Source organism: Sinomonas cellulolyticus, assembly GCF_014656475.1.
Taxonomy (GTDB): domain Bacteria; phylum Actinomycetota; class Actinomycetes; order Actinomycetales; family Micrococcaceae; genus Sinomonas; species Sinomonas cellulolyticus.
Genome location: NZ_BNCM01000003.1, coordinates 71,384 through 90,909, shown reverse-complemented (window position 1 = coordinate 90,909; position 19,526 = coordinate 71,384). Strand labels below are relative to the sequence as shown.

17 protein-coding genes and 3 tRNA genes are annotated in these 19,526 nt (G+C 69.3%); 14 read left to right on the top strand and 6 right to left on the bottom strand.

Annotation, left to right across the window (positions count from 1 at the left end):
- The first annotated feature begins 120 nt into the window (after positions 1 to 120).
- Both mptB and IE231_RS04460 read left to right on the top strand, forming a co-directional pair.
- Positions 121 to 1,644, top strand: coding sequence for a polyprenol phosphomannose-dependent alpha 1,6 mannosyltransferase MptB (gene mptB / locus IE231_RS04465; RefSeq protein WP_189692749.1), 1,524 nt, complete (start codon positions 121 to 123; stop codon positions 1,642 to 1,644).
- Positions 1,641 to 4,424, top strand: a complete 2,784-nt coding sequence (locus IE231_RS04460) for a beta-galactosidase small subunit-related protein (protein ID WP_189692748.1) — start codon at positions 1,641 to 1,643, stop codon at positions 4,422 to 4,424. The genes mptB and IE231_RS04460 overlap by 4 nt, the downstream gene beginning before the upstream one ends.
- Here IE231_RS04460 and IE231_RS04455 read toward each other — a convergent pair.
- Positions 4,425 to 4,497: transfer RNA gene (locus IE231_RS04455), tRNA-Arg, on the bottom strand.
- A gap of 185 nt (positions 4,498 to 4,682) precedes the next feature.
- On the opposite strand from IE231_RS04455, the gene IE231_RS04450 reads away from it, so the two are divergent.
- Together IE231_RS04450 and ettA are read left to right on the top strand one after the other, a co-directional pair.
- Complete coding sequence (locus IE231_RS04450; protein ID WP_189692747.1) at positions 4,683 to 5,318, top strand: single-stranded DNA-binding protein; 636 nt, start codon at positions 4,683 to 4,685, stop codon at positions 5,316 to 5,318.
- A gap of 118 nt (positions 5,319 to 5,436) precedes the next feature.
- A complete protein-coding gene (gene ettA, locus IE231_RS04445) occupies positions 5,437 to 7,119 on the top strand; it encodes an energy-dependent translational throttle protein EttA (RefSeq protein ID WP_189692746.1) in 1,683 nt (560 codons plus the stop codon).
- A 71-nt stretch (positions 7,120 to 7,190) separates the two neighbouring features.
- On the opposite strand, the gene IE231_RS04440 is transcribed toward ettA, so the two are convergent.
- Positions 7,191 to 8,087, bottom strand: coding sequence for an acyl-CoA thioesterase (locus IE231_RS04440; protein ID WP_189692745.1), 897 nt, complete (start codon positions 8,085 to 8,087; stop codon positions 7,191 to 7,193).
- Between the two features lie 71 nt (positions 8,088 to 8,158).
- On the opposite strand from IE231_RS04440, the gene IE231_RS04435 reads away from it, so the two are divergent.
- Together IE231_RS04435 and IE231_RS04430 are read left to right on the top strand one after the other, a co-directional pair.
- Positions 8,159 to 8,659, top strand: a complete 501-nt coding sequence (locus IE231_RS04435) for an acyl-CoA thioesterase (RefSeq protein WP_189692744.1) — start codon at positions 8,159 to 8,161, stop codon at positions 8,657 to 8,659.
- Positions 8,656 to 9,327 (top strand): DUF8185 domain-containing protein, encoded by a 672-nt coding sequence (locus IE231_RS04430; RefSeq protein ID WP_189692743.1) that lies wholly within the window; start codon positions 8,656 to 8,658, stop codon positions 9,325 to 9,327. Before IE231_RS04435 ends, IE231_RS04430 begins: the two co-directional genes overlap by 4 nt.
- Positions 9,328 to 9,378: 51 nt before the next feature.
- Here the strand turns inward: IE231_RS04430 and IE231_RS04425 are convergent, their stop codons facing one another.
- The 4 genes from IE231_RS04425 to pepN form a co-directional block, all read right to left on the bottom strand.
- Positions 9,379 to 9,771, bottom strand: coding sequence for a globin (locus tag IE231_RS04425; protein WP_229866492.1), 393 nt, complete (start codon positions 9,769 to 9,771; stop codon positions 9,379 to 9,381).
- Entirely contained in the window at positions 9,764 to 10,435 is a 672-nt protein-coding gene (locus IE231_RS04420; protein ID WP_229866523.1) for a mechanosensitive ion channel family protein, read from the bottom strand. Before IE231_RS04420 ends, IE231_RS04425 begins: the two co-directional genes overlap by 8 nt.
- A 151-nt stretch (positions 10,436 to 10,586) precedes the next feature.
- Positions 10,587 to 11,057, bottom strand: a complete 471-nt coding sequence (locus IE231_RS04415; protein ID WP_189692741.1) for an OsmC family protein — start codon at positions 11,055 to 11,057, stop codon at positions 10,587 to 10,589.
- Positions 11,058 to 11,096: 39 nt separating this feature from the next.
- Positions 11,097 to 13,652: an aminopeptidase N gene (pepN, locus tag IE231_RS04410; protein WP_189692740.1), complete on the bottom strand. Its 2,556-nt coding sequence runs from the start codon at positions 13,650 to 13,652 to the stop codon at positions 11,097 to 11,099.
- Between the two features lie 137 nt (positions 13,653 to 13,789).
- Between pepN and IE231_RS04405 the strand changes: the two genes are divergently transcribed.
- From IE231_RS04405 to IE231_RS04370, 8 genes are all read left to right on the top strand, one after another.
- Positions 13,790 to 14,761: a hypothetical protein gene (locus IE231_RS04405; RefSeq protein WP_189692739.1), complete on the top strand. Its 972-nt coding sequence runs from the start codon at positions 13,790 to 13,792 to the stop codon at positions 14,759 to 14,761.
- A gap of 39 nt (positions 14,762 to 14,800) precedes the next feature.
- Positions 14,801 to 15,283, top strand: a complete 483-nt coding sequence (locus IE231_RS04400) for a ribose-5-phosphate isomerase (RefSeq protein WP_189692738.1) — start codon at positions 14,801 to 14,803, stop codon at positions 15,281 to 15,283.
- Positions 15,284 to 15,289: 6 nt separating this feature from the next.
- Positions 15,290 to 16,204 carry an Fpg/Nei family DNA glycosylase gene (locus IE231_RS04395; RefSeq protein ID WP_189692737.1) on the top strand — a complete coding sequence of 305 codons (915 nt, stop codon included), beginning with the start codon at positions 15,290 to 15,292 and terminating at the stop codon, positions 16,202 to 16,204.
- A 36-nt stretch (positions 16,205 to 16,240) separates the two neighbouring features.
- A tRNA-Gly gene (locus IE231_RS04390) sits at positions 16,241 to 16,311 on the top strand.
- A 107-nt stretch (positions 16,312 to 16,418) separates the two neighbouring features.
- Positions 16,419 to 16,493 (top strand) — tRNA-Pro (locus IE231_RS04385).
- A gap of 66 nt (positions 16,494 to 16,559) precedes the next feature.
- Complete coding sequence (gene tig / locus IE231_RS04380) at positions 16,560 to 17,945, top strand: trigger factor (protein WP_189692974.1); 1,386 nt, start codon at positions 16,560 to 16,562, stop codon at positions 17,943 to 17,945.
- Positions 17,946 to 18,175: 230 nt separating this feature from the next.
- Complete coding sequence (locus IE231_RS04375; RefSeq protein ID WP_189692736.1) at positions 18,176 to 18,796, top strand: ATP-dependent Clp protease proteolytic subunit; 621 nt, start codon at positions 18,176 to 18,178, stop codon at positions 18,794 to 18,796.
- 36 nt (positions 18,797 to 18,832) lie between these two features.
- Positions 18,833 to 19,492 carry an ATP-dependent Clp protease proteolytic subunit gene (locus IE231_RS04370; protein WP_189692735.1) on the top strand — a complete coding sequence of 220 codons (660 nt, stop codon included), beginning with the start codon at positions 18,833 to 18,835 and terminating at the stop codon, positions 19,490 to 19,492.
- Positions 19,493 to 19,526 lie beyond the last annotated feature (34 nt).

Sequence of the window (19,526 nt, the reverse complement as noted above, 5' to 3'; positions counted from 1 at the left end):
CGCATTCCGGGCCGGTCCGCCAACGCCTGCTGATAGCATCGAGAAGACTTCCATGCCGACACGGAGCGACCCGTCCGGGGGCGCACGCCGCTCGGCGCCTCCGCGACAGTTGGGACTCTGATGCCTCACACCCGGGAAGGCGGCAGCCTGAGCATTCCCCGGACCGTGCGGACTATCGCGTCCCTTCCCGGCGAGGGCAGCGTCGCCGTCTGGCAGGGCGCTGTCGCCTCGCTCTCGATGGCGGTCGGCGGACTCGGCGTGGGCTGGATGGCAAGCGGGTCCTCCCTCATCCGGGTGCCCTTCTTCATCGCGCTCCGAGACAGCCCTGTGCTCGTGGTCCTGTGCACCGTCCTCGTCGCGTTCGGCGGACTGTTTCTCGTGAGGGCCTGGCTCCGTCTGGGGCAGCGCGTTGATGACTGGAGCTCGGTCCACCCCATGGTGGCGGTCAAGGCAGCGGCCCTGTGGTGTGCGCCGTTCATGGTCACCTTCCCGATGCTCAGCCGCGACGTCTATTCCTACATCGGCCAGGGCCGGCTCATGGCCGCTGGCCTCGACCCCTACCTCAACGGCATTTCGGCGCTGAACAACTACCACAACCTCGGGCCCGACTCCCTGTGGACTGAGGCGCCGACGCCCTACGGGCCCTTGTTCCTCTGGATCGAACAGGCCGTCGTGGCAGTCAGCGGCGGCAGCCTCGAGATCGCGTTCGTCCTGTTCCGCATCGTCGCAGTGATCGGCGTCGCGCTGTGCGCGTTCTCGGTCGTCGGCCTCTCCGAGCATTTTGGCCTCGACCCGTCGAAGACGCTCTGGCTCACGGTCGCGAACCCGCTGTTCGTCATCAATTTCGTGGCAAGCATCCACAACGACGCGCTCATGCTCGGGTTCCTGCTCCTGGGGCTGCTGGCCGCGGTGAAGCGGCGCCCGGTGCTCGCCGCGGTCCTCGTGACCGCCTCGATCGGCGTCAAGCCGATCACCATCATCGCGTTGCCGTTCATCGGCCTGATCTGGGCCGGCAAGGGCGCCGGGTGGGGACGGCGGGTCGCCTGCTGGGCCGGGACCGGCGCAGCCTCGCTCGCACTCCTCACGGTGGCCGGCGCCGCGACCGGGTTCTGGTTCGGCTGGCTTCCGGCGATGGCCACTCCCGGAACCCTCTGGATCTGGTACGCGCCGTTCGGCCTCGCGTCCGAGATCGCGGGCAACGTCACCCGGGCGGTGGGCGGAGACCCGGAACTCGTGGCCGGGATCATCAAGGGCATCGGAACCGCGCTCGGTGCCCTCGGCGCACTGTGGTTCGTGCTGCGGGGAGGAACAGAGAGGATCTTCCTCCGCATGGCGCTGGCGTTCACGGCAGTGGTGCTCACTGCGTCCATGATCCAGCCCTGGTACATCACTTGGCTCATGGCCCTCTTCGCGCTCGTGGGCATCAGGGAGGGGTGGCCGCTGCTGACCTACTACGTCGCCACAGTGTTCTTCACCGTCATCGCCCTCACTGACCAACTGGACGTGTTCGAGTGGATCCCGCTGTGGGGGGTGCGGGCCGTGGCCATCGTGCTCAGCGTGGCGTTCGTGGCCTACATGGTGCTGTGGGACTGGAAGACACGCGTCCTGTTCGCCCCGCTCATCCCGAAGCGGAGCGGAGCATGACACTGGGCCGCCCGGGGCGCTCGTGGTTTGCCGAGACGGCACCCCACCACGCGCCGCTGCCCGCGCGGGCTGCCCTCGAGACGGACGCCGAGCGGGTGGCGCTCGACGGCGAGTGGTCCTTCCGCCTGCTGCCCCGCGGTCTGCGGTGTGGCCGCCCCGGATTCGAGGAGCCGGGGTACGACGACGCCGGCTGGGAGCGGGTGAACGTGCCGCACCGCTGGTCGCCGGAAGAGACCGGAACAGCAGTGCCGGCGGTCCCGCAAACCTCGTACCCCTTCCCGATCGACCCTCCTGAGGTCCCGGACGAGAACCCCGTGGGGGAGTACCGCCGCTGGTTCTCGGCCCCCCCTGTCGATAGCGGGGGCCGGTGGGCGCTGCGCTTCGAGGCCGCCGACTCCGCGCTCGAGGTGTTCGTCAACGGCACGCGCGTGGGGGACGCGATGGGCTCGGGGCTCGTGCACGAGTTCGACGTGACGGAGGAACTCACCGAGGATCGCAACCTCGTCGCCGTCCGGGTGTTCACCTGGTCCGCCGGCTCCTACCTTGAGGGCGGCACTGCCGGTTGGAGCCCCGGGCTCCGCGGCTCCGTGAGCCTGGTCCGAGGCCCCCACGGCGGGATCGAGGACCTGTTCGTCCATGCGGGATTCGATGCGTCCACAGGCGCCGGGCGGCTTTCCGTCGAGGGGCCGCCGGGCGCCGTCGTGCGTGTTGACGAGCTGGGCATCGAGGTCTGTGCCAACGAGGAGGTCTCGGTCCCGGATGTCGAGCCGTGGAGTGCTGAGCTCCCCAGGCTCTACCGCGGAACGGTGTCTGTCCGGGAGCCGTCGGCCGAGACCGTGCAGATCGCAGTCGGGTTCCGGTCGATCGCGATCCAGGACGCAACCCTCTTGGCCAACGGCGTGCCGCTGAGGCTCAGGGGCGTCGTCTGGTCGCCGAGTGCGGGCACGCCACTGGCCGACGTCGTACTGATGAAGCAGCAGGGGATGAATGCGGTCATGATCCGCGGAACAGTCCCCTCGCACGTCCTCGACCTGTGCGACGAGTACGGCCTGTGGGCCGTGGAAGAGTGCGGCGTCGATATCCGGGGCTTCGAGCACGTCGAGTGGCGCCGAAGCCCCGGTGCAGACCCGGCCTGGCATGACGCCCTGCTGGACCGGGTGAAGCGGACCGTTGAACGGGACAAGGGGCATCCCTGCATCATCGGCTGGTCCCTCGGCCGCGGACTTGCCAGAGGGGACAACGTCGACGCCATGGCCGCGTGGGCCCGTGCCCGTGATCCGGAACGGCTCCTCCTCGTTCCCGACGATCCTGACGCCTGCGCCGCTGACGTCTACGCGCGCCCGGGCATTGACTCCGCGGAGACCGAGCTGATCGGCAGGGCCGAGGAGCCGCCCTCTGCGGACCAGTCGGCGGACCGCCGGAGGCGGGCACTGCCGTTTGTCCTCGTCAATGACGCGGGTGCCCGGCAGCCGGGGACACGCGGATTAGCCCACTTCGTGGAACTGTTCGAAGAGTATCCGCGCCTGGCGGGGGGATTCGTCGGAGCATGGCAGGCCCTCGTGCTCCCAGACGGGACGGCCCTTCCGGGCCTCGCGGAGACGGCGCGGGCCTTCGCCCCGGTGACGGTCCGAGTGGACGCCCGCGACGGCGTGACCGTGCAGTCGCGGTACTCGCACCGCACCACGTCCCATCTTCGCTTTGCCTTCGTTGCCGAGGACGACGGCGTCCCGGTCGCCTCGGGCGCGCTCGAGGTCCCCCTGCTGGGGCCCGGGGAGAGCGCCACGGTGGCGCTTCCGCGCCTCCCGGATGTCGCGGCACCGACCCGTGCGGGGGAGCAGCCGCAGCGGTGGCTCACGGTGCGCGCGGAACTGGACCGCGCGCTGCCGTGGGCGCCGGCAGGCCATGTGATGGCCTGGGGGCAGGGCCGTCTGGACGCTTCTCAGGCCACCGCTCGGGGTGGGCGCGTCCCTGCCCGTCCGGCAGGGGACGCGCCCGCAGTCGCGCTTTCGGGTGGGGGGTGGGCGCTCGGCCAGGGACGATTCGACCGGGCGGGCTGGCTCGTGGCACTCGGCGGCGTCGCGGTTCTCGGTCCGCGCCTCGACCTGTGGCGGGCGCCGACAGTCCAGGACGAGAGCGGACCGGGGACCTCCCAGGCCGATGCGTGGCGTGCCCTCGGGCTGGACAGGCTGCTCCACCGGACCGTATCCGTTGCCGAGGAGGAGAACGCGCTCAGCGCGGTCGCCCATGTGCTGCCTGCCGGCACGGACACCGGGTATGAGGTCGAGTACCGCTGGAGGACGGACGACGGCGCTCTGCGGCTCGACGTTGTCGGCTCGCCGCTCGGATCGTGGAGCGTCCCGGTGCCTCGGCTGGGCATGCGCATGGCCGTCCCCCGCACGCTGGACACGGTGCGCTGGCTGGGACTCGGGCCTGGCGAGGCGTATCCGGACGCCGGCCTCGCTGTCAGGCAGGGTCTCTTCGTGTCCGAGGTGGCCTCCCTGCAGGCTCCCGGCCCCCGGGCCCAGGAGAACGGCGCCCGGCGTGAGGTGCGCTGGGCCGAGCTCTACGGTGAGGGGTCGCGGCTCACCGTCAGGGGCGATGGCTTCATCCTGACCGTGCGGCCTTGGACGTCGGAGGCTCTGGCTACAGCGGGCAGCGCCGCCGACCTCGCGGCCGATCCGGAGTGGCTGTGGGTCAACCTCGATGCGCAGCACGAGGCGGAGGCCCGCCGCTTCAAGCTCTCGCTCGCCCTGCGCATGGACGTCGCCGGCGACAAATAGCGCCCCAGGAGGGAATCGAACCCCCGACCAAGAGATTAGAAGGCTCCTGCTCTATCCTCTGAGCTACTGGGGCCGGACGGTGAAAGTCTATCCCGCCCGCGCGCATACCTCGTCATCCGGTTCTCCTCCACAGGTGCTTGAACGGGCGCGCCATCCACATAGGCCCTGAGGAGCCTTGGTTGCTGTTCCTGCCGCCAGAGAGGCTGGTCGCAGGCAGCCAGACGGCGGCCGGAGCGATTGGCAACAGGAGGTGGCGGCATGAGCGATTCGATCACGGTGCGCGGCTGGGTGGGAACTGAGCCGACCAAAGGTCTCACGCGGAACAACCGGCTCTACTCGAGGTTCAGGGTGTCGGTGACGGAGCGGTGGAGGGACCAGGAGCGGCAGGCCTGGGTCGACGGCCATACCAACTGGTTCACCGTCCAGTGCTACGGCGACATGGCGGAGAACGTCGCCGCGAGCGTGCGCAAGGGGCAGCGGATCATCGTTGTCGGGAAGCTGCAGCTGCGGACCTTCCAGCGCGCAGACGGGACGTTCGGCAGCGAGGCCGTGATCTCGGCGTCTTCGGTGGGGCAGGACCTCGCCATGGGCATGGGCACGTGGAACCGGCGCCGGGATGAGGAGGATTCCCGTCGCCTCGCGGACCGGCCCGCGTATCTGGAGGGCGTGGGGGCGGTGAACCTCGGCACCGGAGAGGTCACGGCCGAGGGCGCTGTGGAGGATCCGTTCGGTCCTGAATCGCTCGAGTTCGACGACGCCTTCCTTGATGTGGGTGGGGCACCGTACGGCGACGAGGAGCACTCAGCCACGGACTCCTTCGCCGGAGGCGCCGCGGGCACGGACAGTGCGCAGGCCGGCTCCCACCCGGAGGGAGAGAGCCTCAGGCCCGCATGAGGGCTGTCTCCCCAGAACGCGGAGCTTTACGGGGAGGGCGGTGCCCCTGCGCGCGCACCGCCCTCCTGGTCCAGGGCCGGATGTGTCATCGCTGCCCGGACACACTAGATTTAAGGCCATGGCGGAATTCATCTACACCATGACCAAGGCCCGTAAAGCGGTGGGCGACAAGGTCATCCTCGACGACGTGAGCATGTCCTTCTTCCCCGGCGCCAAGATCGGCGTCGTGGGTCCGAACGGCGCTGGCAAGTCGACCATCCTGAAGATCATGGCCGGGCTCGACACCCCGTCCAACGGGGAGGCCCGGCTCTCGCCCGGCTACACGGTCGGAATCCTTCTCCAGGAGCCCCCGCTGAACGAGGAGAAGACCGTTCTGGGCAACGTCCAGGAGGGCGTGGGTGAGATCTACGGCAAGATCCAGCGGTTCAACGAGATCTCCGAGGAGATGGCGAACCCGGACGCCGACTACGACGCGTTGCTCGAGGAGATGGGCAAGCTTCAGGAAGCCATCGACGCTGCGGACGCATGGGACCTCGACTCCCAGCTCGAGCAGGCCATGGATGCCCTTCGCTGCCCGCCGCCGGACGCAGACGTGAAGGTCCTGTCGGGGGGTGAGCGCCGCCGCGTAGCCCTCTGCAAGCTGCTGCTGCAGAAGCCGGATCTCCTGCTCCTCGACGAGCCGACCAACCATCTCGACGCCGAGAGCGTCCTCTGGCTCGAGCAGCACCTCTCGGCCTACCCGGGCGCTGTTCTGGCCGTGACCCACGACCGCTACTTCCTGGACCACGTCGCCGAGTGGATCTGTGAGGTCGACCGTGGCCGGCTGTACCCGTACGAGGGCAACTACTCGACCTACCTCGAGAAGAAGCGCGCCCGCCTCGAGGTCCAGGGGAAGAAGGACGCCAAGCTCGCCAAGCGCCTCGCCGACGAGCTCGACTGGGTCCGATCGAACGCGAAGGGCCGCCAGACCAAGTCCAAGGCCCGCCTCGCGCGGTACGAGGAGATGGCAGCCGAGGCCGAGCGTACCCGCAAGCTCGACTTCGAGGAGATCCAGATCCCGCCGGGCCCGCGCCTGGGCCAGCTCGTCATCGAGGCCAAGGACCTCAAGAAGGGCTTCGGCGACCGTGTGCTCATCGACGGGCTCTCCTTCTCGCTACCGCGCAACGGCATCGTGGGCGTCATCGGCCCGAACGGCGTGGGCAAGACCACCCTGTTCAAGACCCTTGTGGGCCTTGAGCCTCTCGACGGCGGTGACCTCAAGATCGGCGAGTCGGTCAAGATCTCCTACGTCGACCAGTCCCGCGGCGGCATCGATCCGAACAAGACGCTCTGGGAGGTCGTCTCCGACGGACTCGACCACATCCAGGTCGGCCAGGTCGAGATGCCCTCGCGCGCCTACGTCTCCGCGTTCGGCTTCAAGGGCCCGGACCAGCAGAAGAAGGCCGGCGTCCTCTCCGGCGGGGAGCGCAACCGCCTGAACCTCGCCCTGACGCTCAAGCAGGGCGGCAATCTCCTGCTTCTCGACGAGCCCACCAACGATCTTGACGTTGAGACGCTCTCGAGCCTCGAGAACGCCCTGCTCGAGTTCCCCGGCTGCGCGGTTGTGGTCTCCCACGACCGCTGGTTCCTCGACCGAGTCGCGACCCACATCCTCGCCTACGAGGGCACCGACGAGGACGAGGCCAACTGGTACTGGTTCGAGGGAAACTTCGAGTCGTACGAGGAGAACAAGGTCGAGCGCCTCGGGCCGGATGCCGCGAAGCCGCACCGGGTGACCCACCGCAAGCTCACCCGCGACTAGGAGCATTCCGCCCGCACGCCGCCGCGGCCGCCACCCTGTGACCTGCGAGGGTGGCGGCGGGCGGCTCCGGCTCAGGCCGGGCCCTCGAGATACGGCAGCCGCACCATCCCCTCCTGCGCAACGCTCGCCACGTGCACGCCCTGCCTGTTGAAGATCTTCCCCGTGCCGAGCCCGCGGGCGCCTTGGGCGCTCGGAGACTCCTGCACGTACAGGAGCCATTCGTCGACCCGCACCGGGCGGTGCCACCACATCGCATGGTCGAGGCTCGCCACGCTCATCCCGGGGGTGATCCACGAGAGCCCGTGGCGGCGCAGCACGGGCTCGAGCAGTGTGTAGTCGCTCGCGAAGGCGAGGGCCGCGCGGTGGAGGGTGTCGCCGTCGGGCATCGGATCCATGGTCTTCATCCAGACCACGTTCTTCGCCACATGGGAGCCGGTCGCTGAGACATACAGCGCGGGGTCGACGTGGCGGACGTCGAACGGCCTGTCGTAGGCCCAGTACTGGGCCACCGGGTGGTCGATCGAGCCGAGGAGGTCTGCCGTGCTCGGCAGCGATTCCGGGTCGGGGATTCCCGCCGGCATGGTGGACTGGTGGTCGATGCCCTCCGATTCCACTTGGAACGAGGCGATCATCGACAGGATCGGTGTGCCGTCCTGATACGCGTGGACCTGACGCGCGGAGAACGAGCGTCCGTCTCGCAGCCGCTCCACCCCGAAGGTGATCGGCTTGTCCGCATCCCCTGGCCGGAGGAAGTAGGCGTGCATCGAGTGGACTGCCCTGTCGTCGGTCACCGTGCGGGACGCCGCGATGAGGCTCTGGGCGAGCACCTGGCCTCCGAACACGCGATGCCGAGGCTGGCGTTCGCTGGGGCCGACGAACACGTCCTTGTCGGTGCGCGCACCGCCGAGGTCATCGAGGTCGAGCAGGGTCAGGAGCGTCGCGGTGGGCCCGGGGGGCAGGGATGTCATGGCACGACATTAGACGCCCGCCGACTCCCCGGGCCAGCAGGCCGTACGAGCCGTAGTGGCAAGATGGCTGTATGCCCTCTGCGTACCGTTTCCCCCTCCAGCTGCGCTTCGGCGACGTCGACTCGTACGGACATGTGAACAACGTGCGCTTCCTGCAGTTCCTCGAGGACGCCCGCGTCCACTGGCTCCGCGAACCCCTCAGGACCGGCGTCGCCCGCGAGGGCGGAGCGGCCACGCTCGCCGACCTCGTCACGCCGGAGAACTTCACGCTCGTGGGGCGCCACGAGATCGAGTACCTCGCCCCGCTGCTCTACCGCAAGGAGCCGGTGCACGTGGAGCTGTGGGTGACGCGGGTGGGCGGCTCCTCGTTCGACCTCGGCTACGCCGTGATCGACCCCGAGGACGGCGCGGTCTGCGCCAACTGTTCGACCTCCATGGTGCTCGTGAGCCGCGGGACCGGCCAGCCCGTGCGGCTCCCAGAGGGCATGCGAGCCGAGTTCGCCGAATTCGCCGGCCCGGGAGTCCCCTTCCGGCGGCGCCCGCCGCTGCCCGAGGGGAGCGTGCGCGCATGAGGGGTGCCAGCGGCGTCGTCCTTGATCTCGGTGACCCTGAGGGCGTCGCGGACCTGCGGACGTACCTCACCCGCGCCCGCGCCGTGGAGCACGGCTCCGTCCGCCTCCAGGCCGTGGGCAGCGTGCTCGCCGTCTACGTGTGCGTGATCGGCCCGCGGATCCTCGGCGAGCCCACTCCGACCGTCCTCGGGCTGCGCACCTTCGCCCTCGCGCAGGAGGCCCACATCGACGCGACGGTGCCGATGGCCGCGGTCTTCGACCGGCTCGCCAGACTGGGCGACGGCGGGACGGCCCTCGAGGTCCCGCCGACGCGCACCCGCGAGCCCTGGGCCTCCGTCAGCCCACCCCGCGGCCCGTGGGAGCCGCAGGGGTCGGTCGCAGGCGACGAGATGCTCTCTGCCGCCGCAGCGGGCATCGCCGAGGTCGCCCGCTCCGTCCCGCAGCAGCCCGGCGCCGCGATGGTCCACACCGTCCGCTCGGCCGTCTGGGGCAGGGACCTGCCCTCGGTCCCCGGCGTCCCGAGCGGGGCAGCCTTCGCTGCGCAGATGCTCGGCTTCGCGGCCTCTGGGACGGACCTGGGCCTCTTCGCCTGCGGCCCGTGGGTCCGGCTCTCCTCGCCGCGCGGCCACGTCCTGTGCCGCCGCCCGTCGGTTCTCGCGACCGTCTGACGGCGTGCCGCGGGTTGAGGCACGCCGTCAGAACGGCCCGTGCCGGCCGACTCAGTCCTCGAACGAGTTCACGAGGGAGTGCGCGGCCCGGTCGAGGTAGTCCCACAGGGTGGCCTCGTACACGGGCGGGAGTCCGAGCGCGTCGACCCCGGTGCGCATGTGGTGCAGCCAGCGGTCGCGCGCCGCGGGGTTGACCTTGAACGGCACGTGGCGCATCCGCAGGCGCGGATGGCCTCGCTCGGCACTGTACGTGCCGGGCCCACCCCAGTACTGCTCGAGGAACATCGTGAGCCGTCGACGCGCGGGTCCGAGGTCCTCCTCCGGGTACATCGGGCGCAGCAGCGGGTCGTCGGCAACACCCTCGTAGAAGACGTCGACGAGCTTCACGAACGTCTCGTGGCCACCGACGAGCTCGTAGAAGCTCTTCTGTCCTGTTTCAGTCACGGGAATGCTGGTCTCCATTGGTGTCCTGTGCAGTGCTGCCGTCCTCATTGTCCTCCGGCGGGCTGGCCGACGGCGCCGCGGCCGGCACGTAGGTGCCCTGCGACCGGTTCCCAACGCGGAGGATCTCGCCGTTGCGCAGGTACCAGATGGTTCCGTCCTCGGCGCGGACGCGCGTGATGCGCAGCCCCATCGACTCGACAGTCCCGGCGACCTCGCCCGCGCCGGTCTCGATGAAGTCGCCGATGCCGTATTGGTCCTCGAGCGTGATGAAGATGCCGGCGAGGAAATCGCGGATGAGCTGCTGGGCGCCGAAGCCGATCGCGACGCCGAGGATGCCGACGCTGGTCAGGACCGGCGCGAGGTCGACGCCCAGTGCCTTCAGGACGTACAGGACCACGAGCGTGGTGATGACCACCGCGACCACCGAGTTCAGGAGAGATCCGATGGTGCGGGCCCTCTGGGCCCTGCGTTCGGAATCCAGCGCCCGGAGCGCCGGGGCCGCCCACCTGAAGATCCGGTTCTGCGTGAGCGCGGTCCCGGCCAGGACCCTCTTGACCACTTGGCGGATCAGGAACGTGGCGACGAGCCAGATGACGAGGCCGACTCCGATCGCGATGGCGACCTGGATGAGCCTCTCGTTGAACGTCGACACGGCGCTGTCCAGCTGTGCGGGGGTGATCGCGATGGGTGAAGCGGGGGCCGGTGTGGGTGACGGGGTGGGCGTCGGGGTGGTGGACAGGGCGAACGGCACTGTCGAAGGCCTCCTTGGGTGGGGAACGTGGTCCCTTCACCCTACCGAGGATGGCTGTGCTGGTTCACAGCGGCGGCGGGACCGGCTCGTGGCGCACGGGGAAGTTCACCGAGCGCGCAATGAAGCACGTGTCGTGAGCGTCGTCGTGGAGCCTGTCGGCCAACTCGCGCTGCGACTCGTCCGCGAGCTCGACCCTCGGCCGCAGGACCACCTCGGCGAACTCCCCGGACGATCCGTGGACGCGCAGCGTGCCGGATGCCTCGTCGCTGTACCCGGTGACGACCACGTTGTGCCGCGCGGCCTCGAAGAGGTAGCTGAGCATGTGGCACTGGGCCAGCGCGGCCAGGAGCAGCTGCTCTGGGTTGTACCGGTCGGGGCTCCCCCGGAAGGCGGGGTCGGCGGTGCCCGGCAGCACCGGGACACCTGGCAGCGCGACGTCGTGCTCTCGCCCGAAGTCGCGCACGCCGGATGTCCCGGAGCCGCGGTTCCCCGTCCACGTGACTGTGACGCTGTAGTGGTGCTCGCCGATCGCCATGGACTGACCCTATCCGTCCGCGCCGCCGGTTCGCGCCGCCTATCTGTCGGCGGCCTGGGCGCGCAGGGCCCGCACGACGCCGTCGCGGTTCTCGAGCGTCATGCGGCGCAGCGCGGCCTGGTCGTCCCCGAGGGTGGCGAGGAACGCGTCGGTGCGGTCCACCGTTGCCTGCGTCGTCTGCCGCGCCGGATAGAGCCCGACGACGATCTGCTGGGCGAGCGCGTGCGTGCGGGACGCGACGATGCCCGGCACGGCCTCGAAGTACTTCTCCGCGTAAGGGGCGAGGAGCGCGGGATCGTGGGCGCGGACGAAACCGTTGACCGCCGCCTGCTGGATCGCGTTGGAGAGGTTCCCACGGACTACGATCGCCTCCCATGCCTCGGCCTTGGCTTCCGCTGTGGGAAGTGCCGCGGTGGCGAGAGCGGCCGAACATTGCCCTGTCGAGGTGTTGTCCCGGGTGAGCTCGTCGTCGATCTGGGCCTTCGAGAGCCTGCCGCCCGCCGCGAGGGAGGCGATGAGGTCCCAGCGGAGGTCTTGGTCCACGGCCAGGCCGTGAATGGACTCGGTCCCGTCGAGCAATGCCGCCACTGCGTCGAGGTGAGGCTCGGTGGCCGCGAGCGCGGCGAAGGCCTTCGCGAACTGCAGCTGCGAGTCCGAGCCGGCCGCGGACTCGCGGGTGAGCGCCCAGAGCCGCTCGGCCGCATCTCGCTTGGCCTCGCTCTGGGCCTGGGGCGCGACATAGAAGTCCAGGGCGGTGGCGAGCTGCCGCAGAAGCGTCTGCACCACCGAGGCGTCGGACTCAGAGCCGATGTTCCTCAGGACAAGGTCCACATAGGCACGGGCGGGGGTCTCGCCGTCGCGCGCGCCGTCCCATGCCGAGCCCCACACGAGGGCGCGGGGAAGGCTCTCCTCGATGTCCTTCAGGCTTGCCGTCGCCGTGGCCAGGGACACGGGATCGAGCCGGACCTTCGCGTAGGCGAGGTCGTCGTCGTTGAGGAGCACGAGCGCCGGGCGCTCCGTCCCAGCGAGCTGCGGGACTTCGGTCCGCTCCCCGTCCACGTCCAGCTCCTCGCGGTGGGTGCGCACGAGGGCGCCGGAGGCGTCGCGGTTGTAGAAGCCCACCGCGAGGCGGTGTGGGCGGATGGTGGGGTAGTCGGGCACGGCGCTCTGGCGGACGGCGAAGCTCAGGATCCGGCCGTCGTCGTCCGCCTCGATCTCGGGAGCGAGGGTGTTGACCCCGGCGGTCTCGAGCCAGGCGGTTCCCCACGCCGTGAGGTCGCGCCCGCTTGCGGCCTCGAGCTCGGCCACGAGGTCCGCAAGCACCGTGTTGCCCCACGCGTGCTTGGCGAAGTAGCGGCGGACTCCCTCCATGAAGTGCTCCTGGCCCACCCAGGCCACGAGCTGCTTGAGCACCGAGGCGCCCTTGGCGTAGGTGATCCCGTCGAAGTTCACCTCGACGTCGGCGAGGTCGGTGATGTCGGCGAAGATCGGGTGAGTCGTGGGCAGCTGGTCCTGACGGTAGGCCCAGGACTTCTCGACGGAGGCGAACGTGGTCCACGCGTGGCGGAAGTCAGTACCCTCTGCCGCGGCGAGGTGGGACATGAATTCGGCGAAGGACTCGTTGAGCCACAGGTCGTCCCACCAGCGCATCGTGACGAGGTCGCCGAACCACATGTGCGCGAGCTCGTGCAGGATCGTGATGGCCCGCCGCTCCACGGTGGCCTGCGTGGGCTTGGACCGGAACACGTAGCTCTCGAGGATGGTCACGGCTCCCGCGTTCTCCATGGCGCCCGCGTTGAACTCGGGGACGAAGAGCTGGTCGTACTTCTCGAAGGGGTACTCGCACCCGAATTCGCGCTCGTAGAATGCGAACCCTGCCTTGGTGAGGGCGAAGATGTTCTCTGCATCCAGGTACTGGATGAGGGACTTGCGGGCGAAGATCCCCAGCGGCACGGTGCGCCCGGCGGAGTTCACGAGCGCGTCGGTGACGCTCTGGTACGGGCCGGCCACGAGCGCCGTGATGTAGCTCGAGATCCGCGGGGTGGGCGCGAAGTCCCACACCGAGGCGGCGGTTTCCCCGGGCACGCGCTGCGGCGCCGGCGTGGGGGAGTTGGAGACGACCTCCCAGTGGGAGGGCGCGGTGACGGTGAACTGGAACGAGGCCTTTAGGTCTGGCTGCTCGAAGACGGCGAACATGCGCCTCGAGTCGGGCACCTCGAACTGGGTGTAGAGGTATACCTCGCCGTCGACGGGATCCACGAACCGATGGAGGCCTTCGCCGGTGTTCATGTACAGGGCATCAGCGTCGACGACGAGTTCGTTCTCGGCCGCGAGGTCCGGGAGCTGGATCCGCACGCCGTCGTTCACGCTGGCCACGTCCAGCGACGTGCCGTTGAGGGTCACGGAGCGCACGCTGTCGGTGATCGCATCGATGAACGACGACGCGCCCTCCATGGCGCTGAATCTCACCGTGGTGCGGGAGCCGAAGACGCGGTCGCCGCGCGTGAGGTCGAGCTCCACATGGTAGCTGTCCACGTGCAGGATGGCCCCAGCCCTCTCGACGGCTTCCGAGCGGGTGAGATTCGTCCCTGGCATGTGCCCTCCAAGCATCAGTTCCAGCAGCTCCGCGTGGTGCGGATCACTTTGAAGTTATTGTTTCATGTCCCCCGTGCGCCGGCCAGTGGAACACGTCCGAGGGGCCTGTGGGGCTGCTGTGCAGTAGCGTTGAGGTCATGGCGGGTTCGACCGAGCGCTCCGAGTCTAGATGGGACCGGAAGGCGCTGCGTTTCGCCGTAGGCTATCCGGTTCTCCTCGCGCTCGGGTTCGGGCTCGCCGCATTGACTTTCCGCAGCCGCGTCCCCGAGCCGGTCGCATGGCTCTGGGACGCCGCCGGAGGCCGCGCATTCGCCCCGTTCTTTGGCTACGTGGGGATCGGGGCGGCGCTCGTGGCGGTCGTCGGGGCCCTCCTGTGCCTCCAGGCCGCCCTGCTGTCCCGTCCCCCCATCTCGCGCAGGATCTTCATGGCGGGCGGTGTGGGAATGTCCATGTTCCTCACTACGGTGCTGGCCTCGGGGCTCCTCGGGCAGGACGGGGTCGCGGACGCCCGCGATTCCCATCCGGACACGATCGTGCTCGCGATGGGCTCGGGAGCGACGGTCGCGTTCGCCGTCGTCATGCTCTTCTCGTTCAAGCCGGACGAGCAGTGGGGGCCGCGCGACCAGGAGGCCCTCCTCGAGGAGCTGGAGCCCGAACGGGCGGCAGCGACGTTCGCCTACTGGGCCCACGCCCGCTCGTCGGTGTTCGTGATGCTCGGGATCATCGGCATCTCGGTCTCCCTCCTGCTCCTGGTCCTCTCGCCGTGGCTCTCGCTTACACTCACGCTCGGCGCGCTCCTTGCCGCGGGGTGCCTCGTGGTCCGCGTCCAGGTCAGCCCGGACGCCGTCCGGGTGTTCCTGGCCGGGATCGTGCCCGTGCTGCGGTTCGCGTCCCGCGACGTCCTGCGCGCCGGCGCCGAGACGGTCGCGGCGCGCTCCTTCGGGGGGTGGGGATTCCGCCGGAAGGGGCAGTCCGTCTCTGTGCTCGCCTCGAGCGGCGAGGCGGTCCAGGTCATCCTGGCCGACGGGCGCAGGGCCACCTTCTCCGGCCGCGACGGCGATACTGCGCGTAGGGTCGTGGACGTGCTCCGCGCGGCCTCCGGCGCGTAGGCTTGGGCCGCAACGAGCCGAACCACAGAGAGGGAACCCGTGCCCAAGCCGCGCGTCCACATTGCCACTGACCATGCCGGCATGCAGCTCTCCGCCCATCTTGTAAGCCACCTGGCGGCGCGCGGGTTCGACGTCGTGGACCATGGCCCTCGCGAGTACGACCCCCTCGACGACTACCCGGCCTTCTGCATCAGGGCGGCGCTCGCCGTCGTGGCGGACCAGGAGGCAGGGACGCCGGCCCTCGGCATCGTCCTCGGCGGATCCGGCAACGGCGAGCAGATCGCCGCGAACAAGGTCCGCGGGGTGCGCGCGGCACTCGCCTGGAACCTGGACACGGCCCGTCTCGCCCGAGAGCACAACGACGCGAACGTCGTCGCCGTCGGCGGCCGGCAGCACAGCATCGAGGAGGCCACCGCGCTCATCGAAGCATTCCTGGCCGAGCCCTTCAGCCACGACGAGCGGCACGTGCGGCGCATCGGCAAGATCGCCACGTACGAGTCGACCGGCGAGATCGTCGACTAGAGCGCCATGCCGGAGGGGCACTCCATCCATCGGCTCGCCCGGCAGTTCTCGGACGTCTTCGCGGGCGAGCGGCTCGCCGTCTCAAGCCCGCAGGGACGCTTCCACGAGGGAGCGGCCCTTCTTGACGGCCGTCTCCTGCTGCGGGCCTCAGCGCACGGGAAGCAGCTGTTCCTCGACTTCGAGGGAGGGGCGGTGCTGCGCGTCCATCTGGGCCTCTACGGCGCGTGGGAGTTCGGCGGCGACGAGACCTTCACGGGCGCGTCGAGCATCGGTGCCCCGCGGCGGGTGGGGGAGTCCGAGGTGGCGGCCGACGGCGTGGCGCGGCCGGGTGCCGCCCCTCCGCCCCCGCGCGGTGCGGTCAGGGTCAGGCTCGTGTCCGCCCACGGGTGGGCAGACCTGCGCGGGGCCAGCACCTGCACGGTCGAGACGGAAGCCGAGGCCCAGGCGGTGAGGGACCGGCTGGGACCGGACCCGCTCGCGGGCCATGCCGCCTCGGCGGCTGACTCGGCCTCCGGGGCTGAGGAGTTCGTGCGGCGGCTCACACGCCGGCGTACACCCATCTCCCGTCTCCTCATGGACCAGGAGGTCGTGGCAGGGATCGGGAACGTCTACCGGGCCGAGCTCCTCTTCCGGGCACGCCTCGCCCCGGCGCTGCCCGGCTCGGCCGTGCCGGGGGAGAAGGCGCTCGCGCTGTGGGCCGATGCTGTCGACGCCATGGGCCAAGGGGTGCGCGACGGGCGGATCATCACCACCCACCCTGCGTTGTGGCCGGAGGGGCCGGCGCGCCTGCCGCAGCCTGATCATGCGCACTACGTCTACCGGAGGCAGGGACAGCCGTGCAGGATCTGCGGAACGCCGGTCAGCCTGGCGGACGAGGCAGGGCGGAAGCTCTACTGGTGCACCGCCTGCCAGAGGATTTGACACCCGTTCCCGGATTCGATTTAGTGGGAGGGCTTCGCGGCCGTAGCTCAATGGTAGAGCGCTAGTCTTCCAAACTCGATACGCGGGTTCGATTCCCGTCGGCCGCTCCGCGAAGGCGGGCCCCTCCTGCTCAGGGAGGGGCCCGCTGTGCATTCACGTTCGACCGATGTGCGACGCCTTGGCGCCGCCCTGTATCGTGGTCTGTGCACTAGACCGGGGTGTAGCTCAGCTTGGCTAGAGCGCCTGCTTTGGGAGCAGGAAGTCGCAGGTTCAAATCCTGTCACCCCGACAGTCGCGTCCTGTGGTCCCCGCCCAGGGCGGCAACCCTAATCCGACCATCCAGGAGAGCCACGCTGTGAAGAGCGCTGCCGAGAACCTCAGCCCCACGCGGGCCAAGCTGAACGTCGAGGTGACCCTCGACGAGCTGAAGCCCAACATCGATGCCGCCTACAAGGCCGTCGCCGAGCAGATCCAGGTGCCGGGCTTCCGCAAGGGCAAGGTGCCGTCGCGCCTCATCGACCAGCGCGTGGGCCGCGGCTACGTGCTTGAGACGGCCATCAACGAGGGCCTCAACGACTGGTACCAGCAGGCCGTTGCCGAGACCGGGATCCGTCCGCTCTCGCGCCCCGAGGTCGAGATCACCGAGGTCCCGGATCCTTCGGCTGCCGAGGGAGAGCTCAAGTTCTCCGTCGAGGTTGATGTCCGTCCCGAGATCGAGCTCCCCGACTACGAGGGCCTCAAGATCGACGTCGAGGCTGCCGAGGCCGGCGACGCTGATGTCGAGAAGGCCCTCGACGAGCTGCGCGGCCGCTTCGGCACGCTCAAGCCGGTGGACCGCCCGGCCCAGGCCGACGACTTCCTGACCATCGACCTCACCGCCAAGGTGGGCGACGAGGAGGTCGACTCCGCCTCGGGCCTGTCCTACCAGGTCGGCTCGGGCACCATGCTCGAGGGCCTCGACGAGGCTGTCACGGGCCTCTCCGCCGGCGAGGAAGCAGTCTTCGAGACCAAGCTCGCGGGCGGCGACCACGCTGGCGAGGACGCCACCGTGACGGTCAAGGTGACCGCTGTGAAGGAGCGTGAGCTCCCCGAGGCCGACGACGACTTCGCCCAGCTCGCCTCAGAGTTCGACACGATCGGCGAGCTCCGCGAGGACCTCGCCAAGCAGGCTGCACAGTCCAAGGTCGTCTCACAGGGTGTCGAGGCCCGCGACAAGGTCCTCGACAAGCTCGTCGATCTTGTCGAGGTGCCGGTGCCGGAGGGCGTCGTGGCCGAGCAGGTCGAGGCTCACTTCAACCCGGCCAACGGCGGCCACGCGGCCGAGGACGAGCACGACACCGAGGAGCACCGCGCCGAGGTCAAGGCCAACACGGAGCGCGCGTTCAAGAACGAGGTCATCCTCGACGCCATCGCCGACAAGGAGGAGATCGGCGTCTCCCAGTCCGAGCTCATCGAGTACCTCGTGACCACCGCGAGCCAGTACGGCATGGACCCGAACCAGTTTGCGCAGATCATGGACCAGTCGGGCCAGGTGCCGATGATGGTCGGTGAGGTCCGCCGCCGCAAGGCGCTCGCCGTGGTGCTGGGCAAGGCCGAGGTCACGGACTCCGAGGGCAACGCCGTCGACCTCAGCGAATTCGTCCGGCCGCTTCCGGACGAGGAGGAGTCGCCCGAGGGTGCCGAGTCCGAGGCAGCGGCAGAGGTCATCCCGAGCGACGATCCCGCCGCCGCGAAGTTCTAGGCCCCCACGATCCAGACAGCACGATCTGGATAGACGGTCCTCCGGACCGACACGCGAGGCCGCTGCCTCCGCCCTCCCGGGCGGGGCGGCGGCCTCGCTGCGTGCCTGCACCGTGCCGTCATGCGCTGGAAGCGAACAGTGCCCGCACGCGGAACAATGCGTCGGCGAAAACGGCTACTGTCCCTGTAGTAGCCAACGCGCCCGCGCATCAGATCGAGAGGTATCGCAGCATGCACCAGCAGGAGAAGTCGCCGAGCATGGAAGGCCCGTCGGAGGGTGGCGGCCAGGACTTCATCTACCAGCGCCTCCTCAAGGAGCGCATCATCTGGCTCGGCTCTGAGGTCCGCGACGACAACGCGAACGCCATCTGCTCGCAGCTCCTCCTCCTCTCCGCCGAGGACCCGCAGAAGGACATCTACCTGTACATCAACTCGCCCGGCGGATCGGTGACCGCCGGCATGGCGATCTACGACACGATGCAGTTCATCCCGAACGACGTCGTCACGGTTGCCACCGGCCTCGCCGCGTCGATGGGGCAGTTCCTCCTGTCCTCCGGCACCAAGGGCAAGCGGTACGCGACCCCGCATGCCCGCATCCTCATGCACCAGCCGTCGGGCGGGATCGGCGGCACGGCCTCGGACATCAAGATCCAGGCCGAGCTGATTCTGCACATGAAGCGGGTCATGGCCGAGCTGACCGCCGAGCAGACGGGCCAGACGATCGACCAGATCCTCAAGGACAACGACCGTGACAAGTGGTTCACGGCCCAGGAAGCCCTTGAGTACGGGTTCTTCGACAAGATCGCCGCGCGCGCCGGCCACGTTGCCGGTGGCGGCGGGACCGACAAGTAGAGACGCCCTTCAGAGAGACGAACCAGGAGCAACCAGATGAACTACAGCATGGGCGTCAACCCGGCGAGCCTGCCCACGAACCGCTACGTCCTCCCGCAGTTCGAGGAGCGCACCCCGTACGGCTTCAAGCGCCAGGACCCCTACACCAAGCTGTTCGAGGACCGCATCATCTTCATGGGCGTCCAGGTCGACGACGCGTCGGCTGACGACATCATGGCGCAGCTGCTCGTCCTCGAGGCGAACGACCCTGACCGCGACATCACGATGTACATCAACTCGCCTGGCGGATCATTCACGGCGATGACTGCGATCTACGACACGATGCAGTTCATCCGCCCCGAGATCCAGACCGTCTGCCTCGGCATGGCGGCCTCGGCTGCGGCGGTCATCCTCGCCGCTGGCACTCCGGGCAAGCGGCTCGCGCTGCCGAACTCGACCGTGATGATCCATCAGCCGGCGCTGTCCGGCGGTTCCGGCGGCCAGGCCTCGGACCTCGAGATCCAGGCCCGCGAGGTCCTGCGGATGAGGGAGTGGCTTGAGCACACGTGGGCCAAGCACACGAACAAGACGCCCGAGGAGATCAGCATGGACATCGAGCGCGACAAGTTCCTCACCGCGCATGAGGCCAAGGAGTACGGCCTCGTCGACGAGGTCCTCGAGTCGCGCAAGATCCGCCCCAGCGCAATCACTCGCTGACGTCCACCCGTCAGACGGCGCCGGCGCCCGGGAT

Bases quoted from the DNA above. Each gene is read 5' to 3' on its own strand.
- IE231_RS04460 (WP_189692748.1), top strand. From the start codon at position 1,641: ATGACACTGGGCCGCCCGGGGCGCTCGTGGTTTGCCGAGACGGCACCC.
- IE231_RS04375 (WP_189692736.1), top strand. From the start codon at position 18,176: ATGCACCAGCAGGAGAAGTCGCCGAGCATGGAAGGCCCGTCGGAGGGT.
- IE231_RS04430 (WP_189692743.1), top strand. From the start codon at position 8,656: ATGAGGGGTGCCAGCGGCGTCGTCCTTGATCTCGGTGACCCTGAGGGC.
- IE231_RS04405 (WP_189692739.1), top strand. From the start codon at position 13,790: ATGGCGGGTTCGACCGAGCGCTCCGAGTCTAGATGGGACCGGAAGGCG.
- IE231_RS04450 (WP_189692747.1), top strand. From the start codon at position 4,683: ATGAGCGATTCGATCACGGTGCGCGGCTGGGTGGGAACTGAGCCGACC.
- IE231_RS04370 (WP_189692735.1), top strand. From the start codon at position 18,833: ATGAACTACAGCATGGGCGTCAACCCGGCGAGCCTGCCCACGAACCGC.
- IE231_RS04435 (WP_189692744.1), top strand. From the start codon at position 8,159: ATGCCCTCTGCGTACCGTTTCCCCCTCCAGCTGCGCTTCGGCGACGTC.
- IE231_RS04440 (WP_189692745.1), bottom strand. From the start codon at position 8,087: ATGACATCCCTGCCCCCCGGGCCCACCGCGACGCTCCTGACCCTGCTC.
- mptB (WP_189692749.1), top strand. From the start codon at position 121: ATGCCTCACACCCGGGAAGGCGGCAGCCTGAGCATTCCCCGGACCGTG.
- pepN (WP_189692740.1), bottom strand. From the start codon at position 13,652: ATGCCAGGGACGAATCTCACCCGCTCGGAAGCCGTCGAGAGGGCTGGG.
- ettA (WP_189692746.1), top strand. From the start codon at position 5,437: ATGGCGGAATTCATCTACACCATGACCAAGGCCCGTAAAGCGGTGGGC.
- IE231_RS04415 (WP_189692741.1), bottom strand. From the start codon at position 11,057: ATGGCGATCGGCGAGCACCACTACAGCGTCACAGTCACGTGGACGGGG.
- IE231_RS04395 (WP_189692737.1), top strand. From the start codon at position 15,290: ATGCCGGAGGGGCACTCCATCCATCGGCTCGCCCGGCAGTTCTCGGAC.